Here is an 18,844-nt window from a genome sequence, read left to right on the forward strand (position 1 = left end):
TTATCTGCCGCCACCCCTGTTCATCAGAGGTAGTTCACCAGACTCATTTTTTGCAGACGCGACGTGAGGCTGTATGCGATCTCAATCTGCTGCTGCAGCAGATCGAGACGGGTCTTCGCCTCGTAGGTATCGATCCCCTCGATATCCAACAGATGTGTTTCGATGATCTTCTTCTGGGCAGCCAGAGAGTCATTCGACTTTTTGACGCGCTCCTGCGAAAGGCCAAGACTGCTTGCCTGCTGGTTCAGCCCACTGATCGCCTTGCCGATAGTCGTCACCGACTGGGTGGCGACCGCCTCGCGGACCGTGCTCGAAACATTGTCCTTGAGGAAGGTCATCGCCGTGATTGCCGTCATCGCGAAGTAACGCATGCCCTGCGAATTGCTGTTGGTCGACGTTTCGACCACTTCGTTCTGGCTGATCCGGCTCGTCATGTTGGTATCGCTGGCGTTGGAACCGAACCTCGTCCAGAAATCGACATTCTGTCCCACAGCGAGACTGCTGTGCGGCGGGTTGGTTACAGTCGTCGTACCGTTGAATACGCCTTCCATATGCGTCATGAAGGCGTTGACCTGATCTTTGGACAGGTCCGAGATACTCCCCACGGCCGGCGTCTGTGTCGCCATGAAATGGTTCAGTTCGGCGTCATAGGCGGCTTTCAACGGCGAACCATCGGCGAAATAGTCCTGGACCGGCTTCACATCCGTATTCGTACCGGAAAACAGATACTCACCATCCACGGCCGTGTTGGCAAAGCTGGTGAAATTGTTGAAGGCGATCGTGATTTTCTGGTTGACGGTGGCAAGCGTGGGCTGCTCGCTGCTCGTATTCGGCACCAGAACATTGAGGATTTCCTGGGCGGCCTTTGCCATGCCGTCCAACGCGGTCTGCGACGATTCAAGACGCTGTGTGGCGAAGGAGTTGACCGTGACGAGCGAGGAAATCCGCTCCACGTCCCTGTTGAGATCGAGGCTGCGGGCCGTATTGGCACCCAGCGTCACACCAAGATCCGCGTGCTTGCCCGTGGTCAGCTCGGTATTGAGATTCGTCATCTCAAGCTGAGCCTTGAGGATGGTGCTGCGCATGCTGTTCTGCATCGCCAGCGATGAAATGAATGACGTTTTCATCCTTTACCTCACCATGTCCATCAAGGACTTGAGCATTTCATCAACGGTCGTCACCAGTTTCGTGGCCGCCTTGTAAGACTGCTCGATATCCATGAGCAGCGACAGCTCCTCGTCCAGGCTAACCGCCGTATTGTTCGAATAGGATGTCGCAGAGCGCTCATAAAGCGCGCTTTTCGCTTCGTTTGCCGAAGTCGCACCGGACCGTTCCTGTTCGAGCCAACCCATCGAGTTGGTGCCGTATTTCAGGATGCTGGTATTCGTATCGATACGTGTCGACGCGGCGAAATTCATGGGCGCGTCGAATGCGGTCACATAGCTGTCGATCAGAGCGGAAAACCCGGTTCCGCCCGTAGCTGCGGGATTGACTATATAAGCGGTACCGTTGATGCCGCCGTCGCGCAACAATTCCGGATTGCCACCTTGCGAAATAATTAACGCGGAGTTGACGGTAATGGTCGCAGCGAGCCCCGGGACGACGACGCCGGCGGGAGGAATCTCGCTCGTTGCGGTTGCCGTCGACCAGGTGAAAAGGCCGGGCTTCGCCGTCAGGGGCGTCGCAGGCGGCGCCGGCTGGGTAATCGGCTTTTCCGCAAACATCGTGATCAGGCCGCGCGCGATTTCGTCGAGCTGGCTCTGCATGGTCGGCGCAAGTTCATCGCGAACCTGCATCAAACCCTGAAGCGATCCTTCCGCCGTCGTGTTGCTGCCGCTGCCGGCCTTAAGCGCCACACCGTCCACATAAATCGCGTTGCCGGTGGTCGTCGCGTCGTAGCCCGGCTGCGCCTTGAAGGTTACCGGACGCGGTACGATCTCGAACAGCGTCGCGCCGTCGGTCGTGTAAAGCGCGACGTCATTATTCGGGCGGTTGACGACATTGATGCCGATGATGGACGAGATGTCCTTCAGCAAGGTCTCGCGCTGATCGAGTGCGTCACTCGGATCGCCGCCGATCGCCGTCTGCGCCTTGACCTCGTTATTGGCTTCCTCGAATTTCGCGAGCAGGCCGTTCAGCTTGTCGACCTGAAGGGAGATTTCTTTGTCGGCACGCAGACGCATCGCCTGCAATTCGGCAGACGCCTTGTTCAATGAGCTGGCGACATCCGCGGCGGAAGTCACGGCCGTTGCGGCAAGAGCAGCATTGCTCGGCTTGGCGGCATAGCCGCTAAGGCTCTTGAGCAGTTCCTTCATGTAGGTGGACGGCGCGCTTTCGTAGTCGTTGCCGCCGAAAATGCTCTTCATCTCCTCGAGACCGGTCAGAACAGTGTTCTGCCCGGTGGCCAGCGAGGCGCTGGAAATCGTCTGCCTGAGAAGACTTTCATTCTGGGCACGGCCATTGGAGACGATACTCGCTCCGGCCATGGTCGTGCCGAGAATGGCGGTTCGCTTGACGTAGTTCGCATTGCCGACATTGGCAATGTTTTTCGAGGTAACGTCCGTCTGCTTACCTGTATTATTGAAAATCGACTGCGCAGTATTCATTGCTGACGTGAGCGACATTCATCTGTCCCCGTAGGAATTACTATCTCTTCAGATTGATCAGGACGTCCATCAAATCCGATCCAGTCTGGAAGACCTTCGAATTCGCGGTATAGATGCGCTGGGATTCAATCATGTCGGTGAGTTCGCTGGCGATATCGACGTTCGAGCCTTCCAGCGCGCCCTTCTGGACGTAACCAAAGCTGCCCGATTGCGGGAAGCCGATGGTAACGACACCGGACTCGTTGCTCGGAAGATAAACGTTGCCGTTCTGCGGGCTCAGGTTGTCGACGCTCGGCACGGTGGCCAGCGCCAGCTGGTAAATGTTGCGGCGGCCGCCATCCTGGTAAACTGCCGTCACTACGCCATCCTTGCCGATTTCGACATCCTTGATCTGGCTCGGACCGTTACCGTTCAGGATCGCCGTGCCGGGCGTGAACTTCGACGAAAACTGGGTCATGTCGGACAGGTCGATGTTGATCGCCTGCGCCACGCCGCTGTTGTTGTCGTCGATGGTGATGGATTTGGGAGACGTAGTCGTCAGCTTGTTGGTCGCAGGATCGAAGGTCAGCGTGACGCTTTCCTGCACAAGGGATGCCGGCGCAGTCGCCGTATAGGGGAAGCCACCATTGGTCGACTGATCCTGACGGTAGACCGCCACTTCCCAGGTGTTGTCACCAGTCTTGGTGTAATAGAAGTCGTAGAGTACCTTCGCGCCGCCGCTATCGAATGCGGTCAGCGAAGTCTTGTTGCCGAACTTCGCCGTTGCGGAGTTGGTGCTGGGGAGCGACGCCGCCGCTACGGCCGTATCGTCACGATTGAGGTTGGCCGGGAAGCTGCCCTGCGTGGAGGGCGATGCCGTCAGGCCGAAATTGTTGACGTTAATGGCTTCAAGACCTGTGAAGCCGTTAACGACGGCAGCCGGCGGGTTGGAACCGTAGGGGTAACCCATCAGCTGGAAGCCAGCGGCGTTTTCCAGATAGCCTTCCGAGTTTTTCACGAAAGAGCCGGCACGGGTGAGATAAGGCGTGCCTGCACCATCCTGGACAACGAAGAAACCGTTGCCCTGAATGGCAAGGTCAGTACCCGAGGTGGTGTAGGAGAGGTTGCCCTGCTCCGAAATGCTGTAGCGAACGTTGGACTGCACACCGCCGGAAGCGTAGCTGCCCGACGAGGAGGGCAGAACGAGCGACGAGAACGACGTCGATGCACGCTTGTAACCGGTGGTGCTTGCGTTGGCGATGTTGTCGCCAACGGTGCCCAGCTTGTTCGCCTGTGCATTCATGCCGGACACGCCGGTTCGCATAGTGCCGAAAATACTCATTCAAAAACCCTCGTGGTCATCTTTCAAGGAGAAGGTAAAGCGTTTGGCTTGCGTGAAGCTGTCTGAAATACCGCGTTTGAAAAAGACCACGCGGGTCAATGAAAATCATTGCCAATCAATGCTGTAGCCGAGGAACCGCTTGGAATCGACCGGGTCGTAGCCAAGTTTCTTGCGCAGCTTCTTGCGCAGCTTGCTGATGTGGCTTTCGACGACGTTTTCTTCGACGTCATCATCGAAGATGCCGTAGATGGCATTGAAAATCTGCGCCTTGGAAACGCGGCGTCCGCGATTGGCGATCAAATATTCAAGAATGCGGCGCTCGCGGCGCGGCAGGGGAAATACCTCGCCGCCCACTTCCGGGTCGCGTCCATCGGAGAAGACCCGGATCGGACCGGCGTCGGTGAAATTCGAAATGACCTGCAGCCGGCGGCGAATAGCCGCCGCACGTGCGAGGATTTCCCGAGGGTGAACGGGCTTGCGCACGACATCATCAACGCCGCTGTCGAACAGCGCGAGTGTCGCTTCCAGCGAGGGCTGGTCGCTCACCGCGATGACAGGCGCCGTCGTGCGATCCCTGATCGCCTTTGGCAAGGAGAAGCTCCGGTCGCCCTGGCCGATCAGGAAGGCTTCCACAGCCGCAAGATCGCTTTCCGCCGCCGTCGAGACCCATTCCCCGAATTCGACCGGATCGAACCCGGTCGAGGGAATGCCCTCACGCCCAAATAGAGATGTATAGCCGTCTTTAACGAGCTCGCGCTCATCAACCACTACGATCATTCGTCCGCCTCCGAATCAGTGTGGTGTTTTCCAATGAGGCATTGGTACGAATCGGGGGATTCAGCGACAACTGTAGGAAATCATCGATAGTTATTAATAATTGATTAACCATTTTGTGCCGATTTGATCTATATATAGTGGGTATTAACCATATATGGCACAAAATTTTTGTGTAAAAATTTCCGAAATCGCTAAAAAACGCTTGAAACGCCTTTTTTCGGGCTTTGTCTCGCCACATTTCCGATAACGAGTCCCAACCCCTGATAAAGCAATTTCAGGTTGTTATCCTTCGCAGAAATTTTTAGCGTTGGGCGTCCATTTCCCGTAGCCAGTCGCCACCAGATTGGCGATGACCCGGCAGACATATTTCTTCTGGGCCGGGTCATTATTGGGCCCTGCGTGATAGCGGGCAACCGCCATCGTCCAAGTCTCGTGTCTGTTGTGGAGGTTACGCAGGAACATGGCGGCATATTCGACATTGCGACGCGGATCGAACATTTCGCGCGCAGATGTGAAATTTTCGCCGTGGAAATAATGATTTATCTGCATGCATCCAAGGTCGATCAGCTTGGCGCCATTGCGTTTGGCAGCCTCAAAAGTCATCAAGGCCTCTTCGGTAGAGGCCGCAAATACCGGTTTTCCTTCGATATTCATGGCGTTGGGGTCGAGCCGCCCCTTGCGGCCAGTCTCCGTCAGGCCCACTGAATAGAGAATTCCCTCCGGCACGCCGTACTTGCGTGCCGCAGACTGGATCTCTCTTTCACACACGCCTGACGTTGCCGAGGCCGATGCGTTTTCAGAGATAGACGCCATTGTCAGCAGAAGTGCGGGCAGAGCCAAGAGCGCCGTCCATGCCTTCATTATGCACCCCCAAATTATCGCCATTGCCTTGCCGGCCGCCTCGTGCACCGGACTCGTCACGGTTGCGGCCCGCAGCCGCCTGCTGGCCCTGTTGCTGCGCCTGCTGATTTTGCTGATTGTTGGCTTGTGTGCCCGTTTGGTCACTCTTATCGGAAGAAGCGATGCTGATCGTGATGTTATCGACCGTCAGACCCTGCGCCTTGAGGCCATCAAGGATGCTCTTGCTGTCTTCCTGGAGCTTTTTATAGGCCGCGACGCTCTCCACAGTCATGTGCACGGCGAGTTCGTCACCGGCAAGACGCAGTGACATCGTCACCGATCCAAGCTCGATCGGCGTCATATGCAGCTTCAGCGTATGCACGACCTTGCCGGTGCTGGTCTGGGCGGCTGCGTTGGACAGCGCTGAACCGGGCTGCATGGCGCTGACCCATTCCGGATCATTGGCGATCAGGCCGGTCAGAGCCGAGGCATTGGAGGAGGGCGCCAGACCGATGAAGCGCCGGGAATCGAGAACCGTTATGGTATCGGCCGCCTTGCCGCTGCTTTCCCGCGTGTCGAACTCCACGCGGCCTTCGCGCTGAACCGTGCTCATATCAAGAGCGCGGGCTGCACCCGAACGCGGAGACGCGAAGCGGAATGACGAGGCATCGCCTTCGTTTTCCGAAGCCGAACCCGCCGCATCATTGGCAGCTGCAACCCCAGTCGGCATGTCCTTGGCCGGATGTTCAGCCTTGCTGCGGACAGGTTCAGCCCTGTCGGACTTGACCGTGTCGGTCTTGCCGGCAATTGCCTGCGCAATTTCTTCCAGCGGCGTCTTGGCCGTGGCCATTGCCCCGGCGCTGGCCGTAACCAGCTGCAGTTCGGCGAGCTTCGGATCGAGAGTATCCGTTATCGCCTCGGCATCCTTATCCGCCTCATCTTTAAGCTTCTTGCCAGGCTTGCCGTCCCCCAATTGTGCCCGCGAGGATTTGACCGCGTTCTGGAACTCGGCAGCTGTGTCGTGAACTCGACCGTCCCCGGCATGCTCGTTGACGATGACATTCAGGAAGGCTGCAGGCCGTTTGACCGGGACATCCATCTTTTCCCCCTCGCCGTCGGCCTGTCCGTGCTGTTGCCCGGCTGAACCAGAATCGTCCGACCGCGAATGCGGCGCCTGCGGCGGTCGCTCGTCACGAACCGTGGAAAGGGCATCGCCAAAGCTGCCGCCTCTCGCCTCGTCACGTGCGGCAGCACTGCCTGCGCGCGGATCTGACGGTGGCGCATTCGTTAGCGCATTGATGGTTGCGTCGATCATGGTGCCCCCTCGCCTTTCTTCAACAGGCTGTCGATTTCATCGAGCTTGCTGCGGCCGCTTGTCACGAGCTGCCGGACATTCTCACCGCCATCGTCGGCCTTGTGGGTTTCAACCCGCCATATGCTTTTTTCCCCGCCAGCCACCGCATCATTTTTGGCTGCGTTCTGTCTGGCGCCCTGCGCCGCCGCGTCGACACCAGCACCTGATAGCGAGGGAGGACGAACCACCTGTTCGGCGATCGCCCTTGCGGCATCTCTGAGGGCCCTGTCCCGGTCCGAAAGCTGCGTTTCGGGAATTTGTCCGATCGTCTCGATCGCGCTCACCACATCGGGTGTTCCAATGTTGGAAAGGCTTTCGTAGAGATTGGCCTGCGCTTCCGGTTTGTCCGGCGCGGCGGACGACAGCGTCTTCGCTTTAAGCGCAGCCATGCGGGCCAGCGAATCCTTGCCGCTGATCGCCGCAAGACGCGAAAGACGCAGATAGGCCTCCTTCTGCCTTTCCGCATCCATCATCGCGAAGGTCTCCACTATCGCGTCTTCGCCGAGGGAATCAGAGCGTTTGACCACCAGCGAGACCAGAAGATCCGCGAACTGGCTTGCATAGGGCGAATGCAGGAACCGCCGCGCGTAACGCTGTGCGTATTCGACGCCGCGTTTTGCATCGCCGTCTTCAACCGCAATGGCGAGCGAGCGGCGCAATGCCGCCTCCTCAACGATTGTCCCTGGCGCTTCAAGCCGGGCAATGTCGTAAAAGCCGAGCGCGGCCAGAGGATCGCGCGGGATCGTGACATTGCCACCGATCAGCGCCAGATAGGCGCCTATCCGCGTGCCGCGATATTCAGGCACCATCGCCGCGATGCTCTGCGCCACCAGCGTCCCCTTGCCCGACAGATACTTGCGCAGGATATCGGCGACGCGGCTGTCGAAATTGCCGTCCACATCGCGCGCGACCAGCAATTCAAGCGTGGCGGGATTGCCGCCGCTCATCGCATAAATCAGCGCCGCATCGACATTGCGTGGATCCTTGAAGATCGCCGAAGGCGCGCTTTTCAGCCGCTCATCTATGGTCTGGAGCAGGAACCGCTGCATTTCCGTTGCCGAATGGTCTCCCTTGGCAACCGAATCCTGCACGAATTGCAGGGAGCGCAGCATGGAATAGGGCATGAGATTGTCTTGCGACTGCGAAAACGCCTTGAATGGTCCGGCACCGAGACCACAAAGCGTCGCCGCAAGAAGAAGCCAGCGTTTCGAGGTTTTCGTCACACTCACCCCCGATCAGCCTCAAGCAGGATTTCGATACGGCGGTTGGCATCCGCCAGGGGATCTGCCGGGACCTGCAATCTGCGGTCCGCAAACCCAGAAACCTGCTTTACCCGCTCTTCCGACAGGCCGCCGCGCACCAGCATGTAATAGGCGCTGTGCGCGCGGTCCATGGAGAGCCGCCAATTGTCGTTGGCCTCGCCCTTGAACTGCCGCCCATCCGTATGGCCGCGAATTACCACGCTGCCACCGCGCTCCTGAAGCAGTTTGCCGATCTTTTCCATGGCGAGAACCATTTCGCGCCGGGGAACGGCCGATCCGATATTGAACATCGGTGTTTCCGTCTGGTCGGAAATGGTCAGCAGCAATCCGCCTTCCGCAGGCGTCACGACCAGCCCTTCCGAGAGCCTGCCGGTTATGCCGGATATCTGTTTCTCGATTTCTTCGCGCAGCGTATCGGCCTTTTCCCATTCAGCATCGCTCGCCTTTTGCTGAACATCCTTCGCCTCTTGCTGCTGGTCGGGCCTGGGCCGTACAAGCGCTGCCTGCTCGGCGGCATCCGGCCGTTGCTGCGGCACAACCGCGGCGACGTCCATGGCGTCTTGCGCCTTGTCTTCCGGCGCCTGAGACGATGTAACCGCAACGGCCTGAGCGCTGTCGGCAGCATTCTCCTGCTTGTTTTCGGCGGCCTGCTGCTCAACCGGTTTTTGTTGCTGATCGGCGCGGGTGATTTTCACCTGCTGCGTCCAGAAATCAGGATCGAAGGGATCGCGATAGGCCTCGCCGCCGCTTGCGCCGGTTGCAGGGCCGGAATCGGCAGCACCGCCCTCGCCCTTGGCGCTGACATTGGCCTGCTGCCCGACCTGCTGGGCGATTTCCGCCAGCACGGAATAGGGATTTTCGAAAAAGTCCGCTTCGGAGAAATTCGACTGTTCACCTGTCTGGGACGTCAGGTCTTCGCCCGTCGCCGCGGCGGATCCCTTGGTCACTTTCTCTGCCTGAATGTTGGACTGGTCCTTTTTCTGGACGCCCTCTTCCTTGTCCACGGGCTTTTCCAGCCCCTTGGACGAGGGTTTCTCATCGGACAGTTTTATCGGATTGAAATAGCTCGCGACCGAGGCCTTGGTTTCCTCATTGGCGGCATTGACCAGCCACATGACGAGGAAGAACGCCATCATCGCCGTCATGAAGTCGGCGTAGGCGATCTTCCACGCACCACCATGCGCACCGTCATGGCCACCTTTATGGCGTTTGACGATGATGATCTCGTTTTTGCCGTGGTGATGGTTTTCGCCTTCACTCATTTCATCACCTTGCGAAGACTGGAGGCCCAGGCGGACATGCGCGTCACGAAGACGCTCTCACCCAGCTCGACTGAAAGATCGATATCGGCGGTCTCGGTAAACTTCATCGTCTCTTCTTCAAAGCCGGGCTGGGTCTTCAACTGCTCGAACAAATCCTTCGGACCTTTCACGACAAGCGTGACGGCGTCACCATCCGGCATGGAAGCGCGCACCACATCCGCCAGCGCCGAGACTGCTTTAAGCGACAGTTCTTCCGTCAAAACCGGAGCAAGGATTGCGGCGGTCTGTTCGCTGAGGGTGGCGGCAATCGCATCAATGCCCTCTCGCAGCCCGCGCGACAGAAAGACCGCGATTTCCTCGAGATAGGCGGATCGCAGCGCCTCCAGCTCAGCCGAATGGGCGGCCAGCAGCTCGTCGCGTTCCGCCTGCATCTTTTCGGTGATTTCGCGTGTCGCATCCTCATGGCCACGGGCGTAAGCGGCCTGCCTTTCACTCTCCACGTCGACGGATTCGAATTCATCGAAACCGGATGCAGCGTCGGCAAATGGCGAAACGCCATCGGTATCCGCCAGGGGATCGCCGAAGGCCAGTCCTGCCGGCTGAGCGTCACCGAAGTCCTTCAGATATCTTGCGATGGAGGTGGTCATGCACGCCCCCGGCAAAACAGGGGACGAGACATGTTTCGCTGCCTGCGATCTGGAACGTTCTGTCGCATTTCCGAGCGGAAAACCGGGGTCCGCTTTTCCTGGAAATGCTCTAAGCCGTTTGGCGGCACCACCGTCATCCTTGCTACCCTGCCCGTCTCTTCCATGATTGCCGGAGGACCGCGCCATGCGATCCGCCCCATATTGCCCCGACGTTAGGTGTTCAAACTTGTGCGAGGATGAAGGCGGAACTGTTCAGCACGTCTGCGCCACGTTTCCGCGCATGCCCATGCGAGGAAGCTCCATTACTTGAAGAGCTGGAGAATATTTTCCGCGTTGGCGTTGGCGATGGAGAGTGACTGGATACCGAGCTGCTGCTGTGTCTGGAGCGCCTTCAGCTTGGTCGATTCCTCGTTCATGTCAGCGTCGACAAGACGACCGATGCCCTTGTCGATCACGTCCATCAGGCTCGACACGAAGTTCTCCTGCATGTCGATACGGCTCTGCAGCGAGCCCAGGCTGGACGCCGCGCTGGTCATCGCTTCGAGCTGGCCGTCGACAAAGGACATCATCGCATCCAGCACGTCGGCTTCGGTATATTGCTCTCCCGTCATGGTTCCCATTTTCTGGGCGAGATCGGTGAGCTTGTTGATGTCGAGCGTGGAGACGGAGATTCCGAGTTTACGACTGTCGGGGTCAATTGCCGCTGTGACATCGTAATACCAGTTAGTGCTCGGCGATGTCGTGGTCGCGACGGGGGTCGTGCTGTCGGTCGCCGGAGCGCCCGCCGCTGCCGGGTCGGTGGAGGTGAGCTTTACCCACACACCATCACCGATCTTCAAATAACCCTCCGTATTGGCGGCATTGGTATAGATGCCGGTCGCCTTGACGGAAAAACCTGCCAGTGCCGCCAATTCGCTATCTTTCAGCGTCGGAACGACATAATCCTTGTCGGTGACGGTGGGAGCGGCGGGTGCCGCGGGCGTATCGGTCGTGCGCATCGTCACGATCGTCTCGTTCTTGCGCAGGAATCGCGCTTCGGTGTCGAGAATGCCGAACTTGCCGCCGCTCAGATCGAAAAGCACCGTGCTCGAATCGAGTGAATAATCGACCGTCGTCACCCCGACTGCGCCTGCGGCGGTGCGGGTAAATGAAGCGACGATCTTCTTGATGACCGGCTCTTCCGCGGGCGGCGTCTTGCCGTCGCCGATCTTCGCCTGGAGCCAGTTTTCGCCGGAGAAAGACGCCGATTCGGAGATGCTCTTCAGCTGATCCTGAAGCTGCTTGATTTCTTCCTGGATCTTCGTGCGGTTGCTGCCCACACCATAAGCGGCAACCAGCTTCGCCTTCAGCGATTTGACCGTCTCAATAGCACTTTCCACGGCTTCGAAGGCGGTGTCGACCTTGGCGGCGCCGAGACCAAGTGCGTCCTGAACGGCCGAAAGCGCCGCATTGTCCGAGCGCATGGTCGTGGAGATAGACCAATAGGCCGCGTTATCCGCTGCCGTCTCGACGCGGTAACCGGAGGAGACGCGTGCCTGCGTGGTCTCGAGGTTCTTGTCGATCATGCGCAAGGTTTGCAGCGCGGCCATTGCCGCCGCATTGGTCATAATGCTGGTCATGGGTTCCACCCAATTCAAAATGTAAGAAATAATCCGGCGCTGCGCCGGAAACGAGCAGAGGCATCATGCGCATCGGCGGTGGTTGAAATGATCCACCGCGACCTGCCGTTCGTTAACAAATCGTTAATTCGATAGGTACCAAACAACAACGCTGATTTGCAAGGCGTTCCTCGCTTTCCCATAACGGTTTTGCGCGCGGTGGCAGGCTTCGGGCAAGGTCGGGTGAAAAAGCGATCAGGCAAAACCGTCGCGACCGCCGTTTCGGCAGTCGCAACCGGTCATCGGCTGGATATTCGGCGGATGGTTCAGGCCGCTTCGCCCTGGTGGGTCGAAACGAATCGGGCGGCCATCAGGCTATGGCGGAGGAACTCGGTGTTTTCGTCCGGATTTTCCGAAGGGTTCTGAAACGACACATGATTGATTTCGACCGCCGCATGTTCATTGGCCAAGATCAATTGTGCATAGACCGTGGCGCCGATCGGTTTGATTTCGAGATCGAGAACGATCTCCGGCGCGCCTTCCCATTCGAGTTTATATTCGCCGCCGGCGCCGAAATTGATCGTACCGGGATGATAATAAAGCTCCGCAGCCGATGACACGAGATCGGCAATGCTGCCGTAGCACTCGAATCTGAGCAGCGAAATCAGGTCGGCCGGGTCTAGCAATCGTAGTTCTGTAGCGATCGGGTTGATCGCCTCTGCGACGATCATTTCCCGCTGTTCAGAATAGGCGGATTTTTTCATTGGTCTTATTGAACCCGTATTTTCGATGACTTCATGGCGTAAACCCGATGAACAAGCTCAGCCACAGCCTTATAAAAGGCTGGTGGAATCACACTATCGATCGAGACTTGCGCAAACATGGAGCGCGCAAGCGGCGGGTCCTCAAAAACGGGGATATTATTTTCTTCCGCAATCTCGCGGATTTTCAATGCGATAAGGTCCTGGCCCTTGGCAACGACAACAGGCGCGTCGCTTTCTTCACGCACGTAACGCAACGCCACCGCAAAGTGTGTCGGGTTGGCGATGACGAGGGTCGCGCGAGGCACGTTGTTGATCATACGGCGGCGGGCACGGTCGCGGGCAATCGATCGCTGACGGGATTTGACAACCGGGTCGCCCTGCGACTGCTTGTATTCTTCCTTCACCTCATGCTTCGTCATTTTCAGCTGGGTGAACCAGTGATGGCGCGTCCATAAAACGTCCACGGCGGCGAGCAATGCGGTCGAAAGCAGGATTACGATCATCATCTTTTTGACGATCTCGACGACCCGGACAAAAATAACCTGCGGATCGGAAAACATCAGATCGATGAGGCTGTAGAACTCGCCGCGCAGAGCGAAGAACATGATGGTCGAGACGATCATGATCTTGAAAACGGACTTTCCGAATTCCACGAAACCCTGCTTGCTATAGATGCGCGTGAAACCCCTGGCGGGCGATACGCGGGACCATTGCGGGCGCACCCGTTCCAGCACCGGCGACGGCAGGTTCTGGAAAAACGAAGAGGCGAGGCCGAAGACGATGAACATGATCATGGCCGGCATGAGCAGATAGGCCATGGACGTGCCGAGGAAGTACAAAAGCGACAGGGCGTCTGGCCTGGTGCTGAGGTCCCATTGTTCGGGCTGGCCGAACAGGTCCTTCAGCGTCTCGCCGATGCGGCCGGCACCGTCGGGCAGAAAGAAAACGAGATAACAGTAAAAGGCCAGTGACGACGCAAAGATCGGCACTTCACGGGAAAAGGGCAGATTGCCCTTTTCCGCCGCATCACGGAGTTTTTTCTCCGTTGGGGCTTCTGTTTTACTGTCCTTGTCCTGATCGTCTGCCAAGGCACGTTCCCGGGATAAAAAAAGGCCCGCCGATCCCGGCAGGCCGTCGTCCCGAAACTAGCGCCGGGGGCTGGCCACCGCAATGGCCGCCTGCAGCAGATGGGCCGGTTATCAACCGGCTTCCACTCAGGCCGCAGCCGATTGTTCTTCCGCGGCAGCGTCCTTCAGCTGGATCTGGCCGGAATTGGCCAGCCGGATCGCCTCCTGCGCAACGGCACGGCGGGCAATCGCCACTTCGCGGGTGTTGATCGAGGCCTGCGGCACCGCAAGGTCCGATTCGATCATGCGGCGCTGGCGCGGACTGATGCTGGAAAGCACACATTCCTTGATTTCCATCGTGGCGCCGCGCAGCGCCATCGTCAGAACATCGGCCGACACATCGTTCAGCAGCATGACACGGCTGCGCTGCGGCATGAACATGAGGTCGTCGAAGAGGAAGATCTTCGGCTTGACCTTGTTTGCGGCTTCCTTGCTGAGCGTCTCGAGCGAGCTGAGCAACGTATCGACCTGCGGCTTGTCCAGTTCGTTCATCAGGTCGGCAACCTTCGTGGAACCGCCGGCATTGCGCTCGGCTTCGATTTCGTTGATGAGGTTGACCACACGCTTCTCGATGATCTGGGCGGCCGTCGGGCTCACCTCCTTCATGTTCACCGTGCGGTTCATGATATCGGCGCGCTGCTCTTCCGGAATGGTCAAAAGAACCTTGGCACCGAAGGACGAGGGCAGCATGGAGAGAATATAGGCAATGGTCTGCGGATGTTCGCGCAGCAGGAACTTGCCGACGAATTCCGGCTCTGCTTCCTGCAGGCGGTCCCAGATCGATGCTTCATAGGCCTGGAACGCTGCGCGGCGGCCGAGAAGGCTGTCCACTTCTTCAGGGGTCAGACCTTCTTCGAGAATGCTCTCGATTGCCTTGGCATTGTCCATCAGACCCGTTCCTTCGGTGAACAGGTCCTCGAACTCGGCCACGATCTGCGCAAGTTCATCGGGAGGAATGACGCGAAGGGTCTGGGCCGAGGAAATGATCATCTGCAATTCGTGCTGCGTGAAAAACTTCAGCAGCTTGCCGGCGACGCCCTTGCCCATGGCAAGAAGCACCGCGGCCGCCTTGTCGGCCTGAGACAACGGCTTGCCCGCAATTGGGTTACCGAAATCTTCAAAGTCCATCATGGTCTTTCCTCTCCGTCCCCACAGGGATCAGGCTTTCTTCGTACTCAGTACTTCAATCAATTTTACGCCGAAGCGCGTATCGTCGTCTTCCAGAACCGTTATTTCACCGCGCGCAATACGGCGGCCATTCACCATGATCTCGACCGGCTCGCCGATCTTGCGGTCGAGTGCGATCGTCGCGCCCTCCTCCAGGCTCATCAGCCCCGAGACGAGCATTCGGCTGGTGCCGAGAACGATCTGGACATCGATCGGGATATCCATGATCAGGTCGATGTTTTCGGACAGGCCGCTGCCCAGCGGTGCCTTTACGCCCGCAACCTGCGGGGCGGCGGCAAAATCGTCCATCGCAAAATCGGCCGTTCCGCCACCGAAGGCGGAAAGGTCGGTATCCGTAGAAACCTCGTCCGTACTATCGCCGAAGTCGCCAAAATCGGAGAGCGAGCCTTCCGCATCCGTCTTGAGGACGCCACGCAGATCGCCGATAGCCTGGTCGAGGTCGCCGCCGTCTTCAAACGACGGCAACGCCGCATCATCGGTCACAGGTGTTTTCTTCGTAGCCATGCGCTGATTATTCCCTTTGAAACTTGCGTCAGCCTGCCCAAACCCAAAAAGGTCGGGCAGGATTTTAACCCATCAAATGTCGTAAGATCTCGTCGTCCGTGCTGACATTGTTCTTTACCCGAACCATGTAGCGGTCGCCTGACTTGCCGAATTCGCAATTATAGAGCTTGGAACCGTTAGCACTGACCTCAACGCCGATATCGTCCTGGTTGAGGGCCTGAAACGGAATGACATCGCCGGCCACCAGCTTCGAAATCGTACGGAGTGTCAGCGTTTCGAGCTTGATGCGCGCCTCAAGCGTGACCTGCGATCTCTTCACCTGTTCCGAGATCATCTCCATCCACTCTTCCTGCTTCTTCAGCGCCTGCGCCGAAGCCTTGGGAGCGACGATGGATGTCTTGAGCAATGGACGCTGCGGTATGATCAGCGAGAATTCCGACGACACTTTGCCAATGTCGATTTTCATGCGGATGTTAACGCCGTAGAGGCCCGCAATCATCTCGTCGAAGGCACTTTTGCCATTGGAATTGAACGGCGGCTCGATAGCCGCTTCAAAACCGCCCGGCGCGTTGACTCCGGAACGGAGCACGCCGCCGATACGTCCAAGGACCATGGCAGCCAGATCGAGCTCGATATGGGAAAGACTGCGCTCATCGGGTTCGCCGATGCTGTCCGGTGCTGCACCGAGCATGCGCTCCATGAGCGCGATGACGAAGCCATTACCGACCGTCATCATGAAGTTCGGGCACCAGTTGCGCAGGGAACAATCGGCCACCGCGACATTCTGCCCGACATTGGCGATCAGGTCGGTCATGAGCCCCGATTCGGAGCCGATATATTCGACGTCTATCGCAATGCCGGTCTCGCTGTGAAAAATATCCGGCAGGAATTCGCTGTAGAGGTGGCCGATATCGGAACCGATCTTCGCGATCGTCCTGCGGTCGGAAAGCCCGCCGGTGAGTTTCGCGAGCAAGGCGGTGTCGATGGCGGGAGCTTTTTGCGCTGCAGCTTTTGCCATGGTCATGCCGCCTTGTTTTCGCCGCCGGGATTCATCATCTCCTGCTCGACGGCGTCGATGGACGGCCGCTCGTAGTTGGAGATGGTCTTGCGGCCATATTCAAGCGCGACCTGCGGCACCGAACCGTTCATGTAGGCGATCAGCGTCTGCTTGACGATGATGTAGAGGCGATGCTGCTTGGTGCGGACGATCTTGACCTGCGAGGCGAGCGGATTGCAGATCGAATAGGACAGGATGATACCGAGCATGGTGCCGACCAGCGCGGCGCCGATGAGGCCGCCCAGCACTTCAGGCGATTCATTGATCTTGCCCATCGCCTTGATGACGCCGAGAACCGCTGCGACGATACCGATGGCAGGGAAGGAATCGCCCATGGTGGTGATCGCGTGGTAAGGCTTCAGCTTGTCGTGAAGGATGGTCTCGATTTCTTCATCCATCAGCGCCTCGATTTCGTGGCTGCGGGCATTGCCGATGATGATGAGGCGGACATAGTCACAAATGAACGAGGTCAGTTCCTTGTTCTTCAGAACCGATGGCGCGCTCTGGAAGATCGAGGATTCCTCGGGATTGTCGATATGGGCCTCGATCTCGTTGCGCGATTTCGTGCGCAGGTCTCGCATCAGCGAATAAAGCACGCCGAGCACGTCGAGATAGTTGCGCTCCTTCGGAACCGAGTGCTTGAAGGCCTCGCCGAGCGCCTTGCCCGAATCCTTCACGACCTTCATCGGGTTCGCCATGATGAAGCCGCCGAGACCGGCGCCGCCGATGATCATCAATTCGAACGGCTGAATCAGCACGTCCAGATGACCGCCCATCGCCATGTAGCCGCCGATGATGCAGCCGAAGGTGATTATAAGTCCAATTACAATATTCATTGATCGACCACGCCCGAACAGTGTTCCATGCCGCCATGTCTAAAAAATGTGGCTTGCGTGAACCTGTCCGCAAAGCCTCTCCGCGCTTCAGCCTCCAGCCAGTTTCGCACAAGCAAGCCGCGGCACTATGCCGGCAAAGGCGGACGTGCGCCTTGAGATCGGGATCAAACGAGAGCGGCGGTTCAGTGACTTCCACCTACACCAGCTACAGACTGATCAGTCAGGATATCGGCAAGTCGCTTGAGCGGGTGTCGAAGCAGCCGGACGTGGCGCGTGAGACCGAATATTACCGCGCAAAGATCGGCGACGTGAAATCCATAGACGATTTCATGGCGGATACCCGCCTTTACAATTACGCGCTCAAGGCGCACGGGCTCGAGGACATGGCCTATGCGAAAGCCTTCATCCGCAAGGTCCTGACAGAAGGCGCGACCGACAAGAATGCCTTCGCCAACAAGCTGTCCGACAGCCGTTACGCGGATTTCGCGAAATCGCTGAATTTCGCGGATCTGGGTGCGGCGGCGACTTCGGTCGATGCAGCCCAGTCGGGCGTTATTACCAAATACACCCGGCAGACGCTGGAACAGGAAGCGGGCGACGACAATAACGGTGTTCGTCTCGCCCTTTATTTCGAGCGCAAGGCGCCGACGATCAAATCCGGCCTCGACTTTCTGGCCGACGATGCGCTCGCGCAGGTGTTTCGCACGGCATATAACCTGCCCGACGAATTCGCCGGGGCAGATGTCGAGAAACAGGCTGCCCTCATCGAAAAAACCATCGATGTCAAGGACCTGCAGGATCCTGAAAAGGTCGGCAAGCTGCTCGAGCGTTTCACCATCATGTGGGAAATGCAAAACCCCTCGACGACCTACGATCCCCTCGCCGTCTTCGGCTCCTCCAGCGGCTACGGTATCTCCGCCGACCTGCTGATATCCATCAACTCCCTGAAACTCGGAGGCAAATGATATGCAATCCGGACTATACGTCGCCCTGTCCTCGCAGATCGCGCTGGAGCGCCGTCTCACCACCATTTCCGACAATATGGCGAATGTGAACACCGTCGGCTTCCGCGGTTCCGAAGTGAAATTCGACGAAATGGTCGCCAAGAACCATAATGACATGAATGCCAAGATCGCCTTCGTGTCCCAGGGCAACGACTATCTCTCCACGCGCCAGGGCGCTTTCGAGCAGACCGGCAATTCCTTCGATTTCGCCATCAAGGGCGATGCCTGGTTCTCGCTGGATACGCCCGACGGTCAGATTCTGACCCGTGACGGCCGCTTCACCATGCGGCCGGACGGCGCGCTCATTTCCTCCAGCGGTTACCCGGTCCTCGACGCCGGCGGCGGCCCGATCCAGCTCAATCCGAATGGCGGCCCGATTACCGTGGGTCTTGACGGAGCCATCAGGCAGAACGAAAACATCGTCGCCACGCTTGGCATCTTCCAGGCGGATTTTTCGCAAGGTTTCCTGCGCCACCCCAATAGCGGCGTGAAGCCCGTGGCTCAGCCGGTCCCCGTCGTCAACAATCACGAGGTCGGCGTCGTTCAGGGTTATCTCGAACAGTCGAACGTCAACGGGATTTCCCAGATGACGCAGCTCATCCAGGTCAACCGTGCCTTCGAAAGCATCTCCTCTCTGATGCGCGATACCGAATCGACGTTCGGCGAGGGCATCAAGACGCTTGGTGGCGCGCGCTGA

At 58.1% G+C, this 18,844-nt stretch carries 18 protein-coding genes; 2 read left to right on the forward strand and 16 right to left on the reverse strand.

Annotated elements, in window-relative coordinates:
- Nucleotides 1-23 precede the first annotated feature (23 nt).
- The 16 genes from WA845_RS02500 to motA all read right to left on the reverse strand — a co-directional run bounded on the left by WA845_RS02500 (nucleotide 24) and on the right by motA (nucleotide 17,143).
- On the reverse strand, nucleotides 24-1,127 hold the full coding sequence (locus tag WA845_RS02500) for a flagellar hook-associated family protein (RefSeq protein ID WP_006698186.1): 1,104 nt from the start codon (nucleotides 1,125-1,127) through the stop codon (nucleotides 24-26).
- A 3-nt stretch (nucleotides 1,128-1,130) separates the two neighbouring features.
- Nucleotides 1,131-2,624, reverse strand: a complete 1,494-nt coding sequence (gene flgK, locus WA845_RS02505) for a flagellar hook-associated protein FlgK (RefSeq protein ID WP_004440016.1) — start codon at nucleotides 2,622-2,624, stop codon at nucleotides 1,131-1,133.
- A 22-nt stretch (nucleotides 2,625-2,646) separates the two neighbouring features.
- Nucleotides 2,647-3,927 (reverse strand): flagellar hook protein FlgE, encoded by a 1,281-nt coding sequence (locus WA845_RS02510; RefSeq protein WP_004440014.1) that lies wholly within the window; start codon nucleotides 3,925-3,927, stop codon nucleotides 2,647-2,649.
- A 105-nt stretch (nucleotides 3,928-4,032) separates the two neighbouring features.
- Nucleotides 4,033-4,704, reverse strand: coding sequence for a response regulator transcription factor (locus WA845_RS02515; RefSeq protein WP_006698188.1), 672 nt, complete (start codon nucleotides 4,702-4,704; stop codon nucleotides 4,033-4,035).
- 282 nt (nucleotides 4,705-4,986) lie between these two features.
- Entirely contained in the window at nucleotides 4,987-5,517 is a 531-nt protein-coding gene (locus tag WA845_RS02520) for a lytic transglycosylase domain-containing protein (protein WP_374709461.1), read from the reverse strand.
- On the reverse strand, nucleotides 5,501-6,859 hold the full coding sequence (fliK, locus tag WA845_RS02525; protein WP_112555826.1) for a flagellar hook-length control protein FliK: 1,359 nt from the start codon (nucleotides 6,857-6,859) through the stop codon (nucleotides 5,501-5,503). The genes WA845_RS02520 and fliK overlap by 17 nt, the downstream gene beginning before the upstream one ends.
- Nucleotides 6,856-8,127, reverse strand: coding sequence for a chemotaxis protein MotC (gene motC / locus WA845_RS02530; protein ID WP_112555828.1), 1,272 nt, complete (start codon nucleotides 8,125-8,127; stop codon nucleotides 6,856-6,858). The genes fliK and motC overlap by 4 nt, the downstream gene beginning before the upstream one ends.
- Complete coding sequence (locus WA845_RS02535) at nucleotides 8,124-9,422, reverse strand: MotB family protein (protein WP_112555829.1); 1,299 nt, start codon at nucleotides 9,420-9,422, stop codon at nucleotides 8,124-8,126. The genes motC and WA845_RS02535 overlap by 4 nt, the downstream gene beginning before the upstream one ends.
- On the reverse strand, nucleotides 9,419-10,069 hold the full coding sequence (locus WA845_RS02540) for a hypothetical protein (RefSeq protein ID WP_035209056.1): 651 nt from the start codon (nucleotides 10,067-10,069) through the stop codon (nucleotides 9,419-9,421). Before WA845_RS02540 ends, WA845_RS02535 begins: the two co-directional genes overlap by 4 nt.
- 302 nt (nucleotides 10,070-10,371) lie before the next feature.
- Nucleotides 10,372-11,688, reverse strand: coding sequence for a flagellin N-terminal helical domain-containing protein (locus WA845_RS02545; protein ID WP_112555834.1), 1,317 nt, complete (start codon nucleotides 11,686-11,688; stop codon nucleotides 10,372-10,374).
- 305 nt (nucleotides 11,689-11,993) lie between these two features.
- Entirely contained in the window at nucleotides 11,994-12,431 is a 438-nt protein-coding gene (locus WA845_RS02550; protein ID WP_004439999.1) for a hypothetical protein, read from the reverse strand.
- A gap of 5 nt (nucleotides 12,432-12,436) precedes the next feature.
- Complete coding sequence (gene flhB / locus WA845_RS02555) at nucleotides 12,437-13,519, reverse strand: flagellar biosynthesis protein FlhB (protein ID WP_112555836.1); 1,083 nt, start codon at nucleotides 13,517-13,519, stop codon at nucleotides 12,437-12,439.
- A gap of 126 nt (nucleotides 13,520-13,645) precedes the next feature.
- The gene (gene fliG, locus WA845_RS02560; RefSeq protein WP_004439994.1) at nucleotides 13,646-14,689 is read right to left on the reverse strand and encodes a flagellar motor switch protein FliG; all 1,044 of its coding nucleotides are present in this window, start codon (nucleotides 14,687-14,689) and stop codon (nucleotides 13,646-13,648) included.
- Between the two features lie 27 nt (nucleotides 14,690-14,716).
- On the reverse strand, nucleotides 14,717-15,250 hold the full coding sequence (gene fliN, locus WA845_RS02565) for a flagellar motor switch protein FliN (protein ID WP_112555838.1): 534 nt from the start codon (nucleotides 15,248-15,250) through the stop codon (nucleotides 14,717-14,719).
- 64 nt (nucleotides 15,251-15,314) lie between these two features.
- On the reverse strand, nucleotides 15,315-16,274 hold the full coding sequence (locus WA845_RS02570) for a FliM/FliN family flagellar motor switch protein (RefSeq protein ID WP_022555618.1): 960 nt from the start codon (nucleotides 16,272-16,274) through the stop codon (nucleotides 15,315-15,317).
- Nucleotides 16,271-17,143, reverse strand: a complete 873-nt coding sequence (gene motA / locus WA845_RS02575; protein ID WP_004439982.1) for a flagellar motor stator protein MotA — start codon at nucleotides 17,141-17,143, stop codon at nucleotides 16,271-16,273. The genes WA845_RS02570 and motA overlap by 4 nt, the downstream gene beginning before the upstream one ends.
- Before the next feature lie 185 nt (nucleotides 17,144-17,328).
- Between motA and WA845_RS02580 the strand changes: the two genes are divergently transcribed.
- Both WA845_RS02580 and flgF read left to right on the forward strand, forming a co-directional pair.
- Complete coding sequence (locus WA845_RS02580; protein ID WP_006698197.1) at nucleotides 17,329-18,108, forward strand: DUF1217 domain-containing protein; 780 nt, start codon at nucleotides 17,329-17,331, stop codon at nucleotides 18,106-18,108.
- 1 nt (nucleotide 18,109) lies between these two features.
- Entirely contained in the window at nucleotides 18,110-18,844 is a 735-nt protein-coding gene (gene flgF, locus WA845_RS02585) for a flagellar basal-body rod protein FlgF (protein WP_004439975.1), read from the forward strand.

The organism is Agrobacterium sp. CMT1 (assembly GCF_037203725.1).
GTDB lineage: Bacteria > Pseudomonadota > Alphaproteobacteria > Rhizobiales > Rhizobiaceae > Agrobacterium > Agrobacterium pusense.